The 6,574-nt window shown below is 52.2% G+C and carries 3 protein-coding genes; 1 reads left to right on the forward strand and 2 read right to left on the reverse strand.

Annotated elements, in window-relative coordinates; genetic code table 11:
• Nucleotides 1-54: 54 nt before the first annotated feature.
• On the reverse strand, nt 55-1,182 hold the full coding sequence (locus INT21_RS10100) for a L,D-transpeptidase family protein (RefSeq protein ID WP_193060134.1): 1,128 nt from the start codon (nt 1,180-1,182) through the stop codon (nt 55-57).
• Between the two features lie 106 nt (nt 1,183-1,288).
• The gene (gene mfd, locus INT21_RS10105; protein ID WP_193068807.1) at nt 1,289-4,738 is read right to left on the reverse strand and encodes a transcription-repair coupling factor; all 3,450 of its coding nucleotides are present in this window, start codon (nt 4,736-4,738) and stop codon (nt 1,289-1,291) included.
• A 254-nt stretch (nt 4,739-4,992) separates the two neighbouring features.
• On the opposite strand from mfd, the gene INT21_RS10110 reads away from it, so the two are divergent.
• The gene (locus INT21_RS10110) at nt 4,993-6,447 is read left to right on the forward strand and encodes a glyceraldehyde-3-phosphate dehydrogenase (protein WP_193060136.1); all 1,455 of its coding nucleotides are present in this window, start codon (nt 4,993-4,995) and stop codon (nt 6,445-6,447) included.
• Nucleotides 6,448-6,574: the final 127 nt, after the last annotated feature.

Here is a 6,574-nt window from a genome sequence, read left to right on the forward strand (position 1 = left end):
CTGTGAGAGGGATGAGGCGGTAACGCCTCACCCTACTCGATATTTTGACTAAGGTTATGCCTCTTCCTCGGCTTGTGTCGCTGTTGTGAGCTCAATTTCTTCGAATAATCCATCAAGCTCCACAGGCTCTTCTTCAGCAGGGGCTGGTGCTGGTGCTTGAGGGCCATACAGCGCTATAAGGCGACCATCCGGATTTTCTACAGCTAGTTTTACCTGGGCATAGTCAACTTCTGCTTGGTCTTCAGCCAGTTCGCTTACTCGTTCGATGGCATTAAGCAGTGGCTCAAAATCGCCAACGTTTTCTTCAAGCTGAGGGTAAGACTGCACAAACAGTGTGCCGTCCGCTGCCCAGCCTGCTTTAAACGGTGCATCCATCAAGTTGACTTGAGTGCCGGTAGGCATGCGCTCGTAGAGCGATTTGATATCTTCGGGGAACATGCGGATGCAGCCGCGGCTGACCCGCATGCCCACGCCTTCAGGGCGGTTGGTACCATGAATCAGGTAGCTAGGCATCGCCAGCAATATAGCGTGACGACCCAGTGGGTTGTTGGGGCCAGCAGGCACAATAGACGGGGCTGGCTCGCCACGTGCAGCTGCTTCACGACGCATAGAGGCTGGCGGCGCCCAGGCAGGATCTTTTACCTTTACGGTCGTGCGGGTAATGCCGACCGGTGTGGCAAATTCCTCACGGCCAACACTGACAGGGTAGGTTTCAACAATGCCGGGGTTGTCAGCCGGATAATAATAGAGTCGCAGTTCAGACAAATTTACGACCACGCCTTCGCGGGGTGCAGGCGGTAAAATATAGCGCGCAGGTATAACGATTTCTGTGCCTTCCCCAGGTACCCACATGCTGACGCCTGGGTTGGCCATACGAATTTCTTCGTAGCCAATGTTATGGCGTCGCGCGATATCGATGAGTGTGTCTTCAGGATCTTCTACGACGACGGTGTAGTGTTCTCCAATAATGTCGCCTTCTTCAGGAAGACGAAAATGGCCGCGGGGTAGTTCTCTTTGCTCAGCGAGCTGGTCAGCGCTGGTAAGCGCCTCTTCTGTAGCAGGGGCTGAGCCTTCAGCTGTATCGGCTGAGGGCTGTGCATAAATAGGGGTAGAGAGGCTTGCTGTAAGTAAGACAGCTAAGCTCGTTGGGCCCCAGGCGTTATATAGCTTACGAATGTTCATGGTGGTTCCTAATTAATTTATGCGCCACATTGCTGCAAACTAGCATTGTCATGGGCGGCAGTTAGAGGGCCGTGCGTAGGGCTTTCATACAAGTTTGCCCCAAGGTTCACGCCGCCGCTACTTTTTGATTGAGTGTTGTAAGCAGAGCTTCGACTTTATCAAAACGCTGTTCGGTAGTTTCCATTGGGAATTCAAACCGTAAAGTGTCTGAGCCATCCAGTCGGTAGTGCTGTGGCGATTTTTGAATGAGTGTCACAAGTGTTAATGGATCGACCTGGGTAGAGCCGTTGAAAAGTACTCGTCCACGGTTTTCACCGGCTTCAATGCGCGCGACACCTAGTTGTTCAGCGCGGTGGCGAAGCCTAGTCTGGCGTATCAGGTTCTTCAAGGGCTGAGGAAGGAGTCCAAAGCGATCAATAAGCTCGACTTGTAGCTCCTTAAGCTCAGCGTCGCTCTGGGTGTTGGCGATACGTTTATACATCACCAGGCGCTGTTGTACGTCGTGAATATAGTCATCTGGAATCAATGCTGGCAGATTGAGGCTAATCTCGACACCGGTGTTGAAGGGGGCGTCAATATTAGGCGTTTTGCCCGCACGAATAGCCTTCACCGCGCGATCCAGCATTTCCATGTAAAGCGTGTAGCCGATGGTTTCCATTTGGCCGCTCTGCTCGTCGCCCAGGAGCTCGCCTGCGCCACGTATCTCCATGTCGTGACTTGCTAAGGTGAAACCAGCACCGAGATCATCAGAGGCGCTAATCGCTTCCAGGCGCTTTACGGCATCTCGTGTCATTGCCTTGGGGGGCGGCGTTAGTAGGTAAGCATATGCTTGGTGGTGGCTGCGTCCAACGCGGCCACGCAGTTGGTGTAGCTGGGCCAAGCCAAACTTATCGGCGCGCTCAATCAGAATCGTGTTGGCGCTGGGCACGTCAATGCCCGTTTCGATAATGGTAGAGCACACCAGTACATTGAAGCGACGATGATAGAAGTCTGACATGACTCGCTCAAGGCTGCGCTCGGGTAATTGGCCGTGAGCAACAGCAACCCGTGCCTCTGGCACCAGTTCGCGGATTTGTTCGGCAGCGTTTTCAATCGTTTTGACTTCATTGTGCAAAAAGTAGACTTGTCCGCCACGTAATATTTCACGCAGCAGGGCTTCTTTAATGACGCTGCTGTCTCGCTGTTGCACAAACGTTTTGACCGATAAGCGTCGTGCGGGTGGGGTGGCAATAATCGAGAGGTCTCGGATGCCGCTCATGGCCATATTTAAGGTGCGCGGAATCGGTGTTGCGGTGAGCGTCAGAATGTCGATTTCGGCGCGCAGCGTTTTGAGTTTTTCTTTCTGTGCGACCCCAAAGCGGTGCTCTTCGTCGATAATTAAAAGCCCCATTTTGGGCAGCTCAACGCTTTTAGACAGCAGTTTATGAGTGCCTATTACGATGTCAGTTTGGCCATTTTTGATGCTTTCCAAGGTTTGCGTCATTTCCTTGCCGCCTGTGAAGCGCGAAATAAGACTAATATTCACAGCGGTGTCGGCAAAGCGGTCGCGGAAGTTCTCAAAGTGCTGGCGGGCTAACAGAGTGGTGGGCACAAGCACCACTACTTGGCGACCGGTTTGAACGGCCAGGAATGCAGCACGCATGGCGACTTCGGTCTTGCCAAAGCCTACATCGCCACAAACGACGCGATCCATTGGCTGAGGAGAGATCATGTCGCTTATAACTGCTTCAATGGCGGCCTGCTGGTCAGGGGTTTCTTCAAATGGGAAGCTGGCAGAGAAGCGAACGTAGTCATCGCCCGGCGTATCATAAATGAAGCCTTCCTGAGCCTCCCTCCGGGCGTAGATGTCGAGTAGTTCAGCGGCAGTGTCGCGGATTTTCTCAGCCGCTTTACGACGTGCCTTTTCCCACTGATCTGAGCCTAACCTGTGCAGCGGAGCGAGTTCGTCATCAGCGCCGCTATAGCGAGAAATAAGATGCAAGCTATCGACCGGGACATAAAGCTTGGCGCCGTCGGCATATGAAAGCGCCAGGAATTCGTTAGCTTGACCGCCAGCTTCAAGGGTTTCCAGCCCCAAGTAGCGGCCGACGCCATGTGCTTGGTGAACAACCGGTGCGCCTTCTCGTAACTCAGATAAATGGCGCACGGCCAATTCGTTGTCGTCGGTCGCTTTTTCTCGCCGCCGACTCTGGCGCACGACATCGCCAAAGAGCTCGGTCTCGCTGATCACCGCGACATTCGGTTCGGTAAGCCACAAGCCGCTGCCTACCAAGCTTTCAGTAATGGCAATGCGATCAGTGCTGCTTAAAAAGTCTTGGAAGCTGTCAATATGGGGCAGGCTTAATTTAAGCGGCGCCAATACTTCTTCTAACGCTTCTCTGCGTCCCCGTGACTCGGCAACAAACAGTACCCGCGTAGCTTGCTGCGCATCCAGAAAGGTAGCCAGTTCGTTAAGGGGTTGCTTGGCGCGAGCGTTAATTGCCAGCGAGGGTAGTGCTTGGGCTTTCGGCGCCAGGGCATGGCGTTGCGTGTTGTCTTCGGTTAGTTCGATTCGGGGGCGAGCTTTGATCGCCGAAAAAGCGTCATTAACGGGAATGAACGCGCGAAGCGGTGGTAAAAGGGGGCGTGTTGGGTCAACACCCAAATTCTCGTAACGTGATTCAATAGACTGCCAGTGTTGCTCAGCGGCTTCGAATACACCTGGCAACAGTGCTACACGGGTGTCATCGGTAACGTGCTCAAATAAAGAAGCGGTTTCGTCGAAGAACAGTGGCAAATATTGTTCCAAGCCCGGGGAGGGGATGGCTTTCAGTGCATCGTTATAGAGAGGGCACTGGCGCGGATCAACATCAAAAAGCGTTTCAAACTGTTCCCGGAAGCAAGCAGTGGCGCTGCGGCTGAGTGAGTACTCATGAGCTGGGAGTAGCTCAATCACATCGACTTTATGGGTAGAGCGCTGATTGCCAGGGTCGAAATGGCGTAATGTATCGATTTCGTCATCAAACAAATCGATACGAATTGGCTCATCCATACCCATGGCGAAAAGGTCGATGATTGCGCCGCGCATGGCGTATTCGCCAGGCTCGTAGACCGTTTCTACGGCACGATAACCTGCCCGCGATAGCGATTCGCGAAATGTTTCCCGATTTAGTTTGGCGCCCGCTTTTAGCGTCATCACGCGCCCAGCGATGTATGATACGGGGGGCAAGCGCTGCATCAGCGTATTGATTGGCACCAGCACAATGCCGCGTACGCCATCCTGCAGTAAGCGCAGCGTGCGTAGGCGTGACGAGATAATATCCTGGTGCGGGGAGAAGCTGTCATAAGGCAGCGTTTCCCAATCTGGAAAGGGCAGGACGGGAACATTGCTATAGAATGCCAGATCCTGTTCCAGGCGCTGTGCGCTGGCAGTATTCGGCGTAATAACCAATAATGGTGCGCTTAACGCGACCTGAGCCAGCGCCAGGGCAGTTGCACTGCCCGGCGGCGCTGTTAGGTAGAGCGTGTCGCGAATCCCTTTGGGCTGGGGCGGTTCGAGCAGAGAAAAAGAGGACATAGTCACGGTATCGTTTTGCGCTGAAACGGAATCTGGATCATACACGATCAGTACTTTCAGGCAGAGGCCTGCGCAAAGCAACCACTAGTAGTTAAGTAAGCCTTGTGGTTTCGATACACTATTGTGGTTTGTAGTCAATCCGCTTTTTCTGTAATACCCCTACATGTTGTGCGACTATCCATTCATTGCGGCATGTTGGTAAGCCCAGGATAATGTTCTAAGAAATTTCTTTTCACTACCCAATGAGGCCGCACGTGAGTCAGCAAGCTCTCGAAAACGTTTTTCAGGAATGGCAAAGCAACGAAGCTCTGGCTGAGCAAATGATTCCACTGGTGGGCCAGCTGTATCGCCAAAACAATGTTGTCGCCACTATGTTCGGTCGCTCCCTGATTAAGCGGTCAGTCATTCGCATCCTCAAAGATCACCGCTTTGTACGCAAAATTGAAGGCACTGAGCTATCTGTTGAAGATACGTTCCCCATCGTAAAAGCGATGAGCGAGATGAACCTCGGGCCTGCTCATGTTGACGTTGGTAAGCTGGCCGTTAACTTTAAGCGCCAGGGTGGTAGTGATCTTGATGCTTTCCTGCGTGAAGAGCTTGCTGAAATTATTGATGGCTTTCAGCCGAATGGCAGTAAAGGCGAGCCTCAAGATGTAGTGCTTTATGGCTTTGGCCGTATTGGTCGTTTGCTGGCGCGAGTAATGGTCGAAAAAGCGGGCGGCGGTAATCTGTTGCGTTTGCGGGCCATTGTTGTGCGTGGCCGCGGCGATGTGGCAAAAGACCTTGAGAAGCGTGCCAGCCTACTGCGTCGTGATTCGGTACATGGGCCTTTCGATGGCACGATTACCGTCGACGTTGAAGCGCGTACACTGATTGTCAATGGTAATGTGATTCAGGTTATTTACGCCGATTCACCTAGTGAAATTGATTACACTGCCTACGGTATCGACAACGCTGTAATTGTTGATAACACCGGTATCTGGCGCGACGAGGCTGGCTTGGGTCAGCATCTTGAGTGCAAGGGTGCTAAGAAAGCATTGTTAACGGCTCCTGGCAAAGGCGATATCAAAAATATCGTATTCGGCATTAATCATGAAACGATTGGCGATAATGACCGTATTGTGTCGGCAGCGTCCTGTACTACCAACGCCATTGTGCCAGTGCTAAAAGCGCTAAATGATGAATATGGCGTAGTGACGGGGCATGTAGAGACCGTGCACGCCTACACCAACGATCAAAACCTGATCGATAATTACCACAAAGGCGACCGTCGTGGACGTAGTGCGGCGCTGAATATGGTATTGACCGAAACAGGTGCAGCAAAAGCGGTCGCAAAAGCGCTACCTGAACTTGAAGGTAAGCTCACAGGTAACGCCATTCGCGTGCCTACGCCCAATGTTTCTATGGCTATTTTGAATTTAACCTTGGAAAAGGGCACCGATGCAGAGGCGTTGAACGATTACCTGCGTCGCGTATCGATTGATTCTTCCTACCAGAAGCAGATTGACTTCGTTGATTCAGCAGAAGTTGTATCGTCTGACTTTGTTGGCAATCGTCATGCGGGTATTGTCGATGCTAAAGCCACCATCGCAAACGGTAACCACGCCGTCGTTTATGTGTGGTATGACAATGAATTTGGCTATAGCTGCCAAGTTATTCGTATTCTTCAGCATATGTCTAATGTGAAGTTTTTGAAGCTGCCGCATTAAGCCGTTTGAGCATTAATGGCGTTTAAGCAGCAGTTAATGCGCTTTTAACCGCTAAGTTGTGCCAAAAGCCACCTCCGGGTGGCTTTTTTTGTGGTGCGCCAGGCATGGCGCGCAGCGCCTTAACAGG

This window comes from Halomonas sp. 3F2F, assembly GCF_014897805.1.
Classification (GTDB): domain Bacteria; phylum Pseudomonadota; class Gammaproteobacteria; order Pseudomonadales; family Halomonadaceae; genus Vreelandella.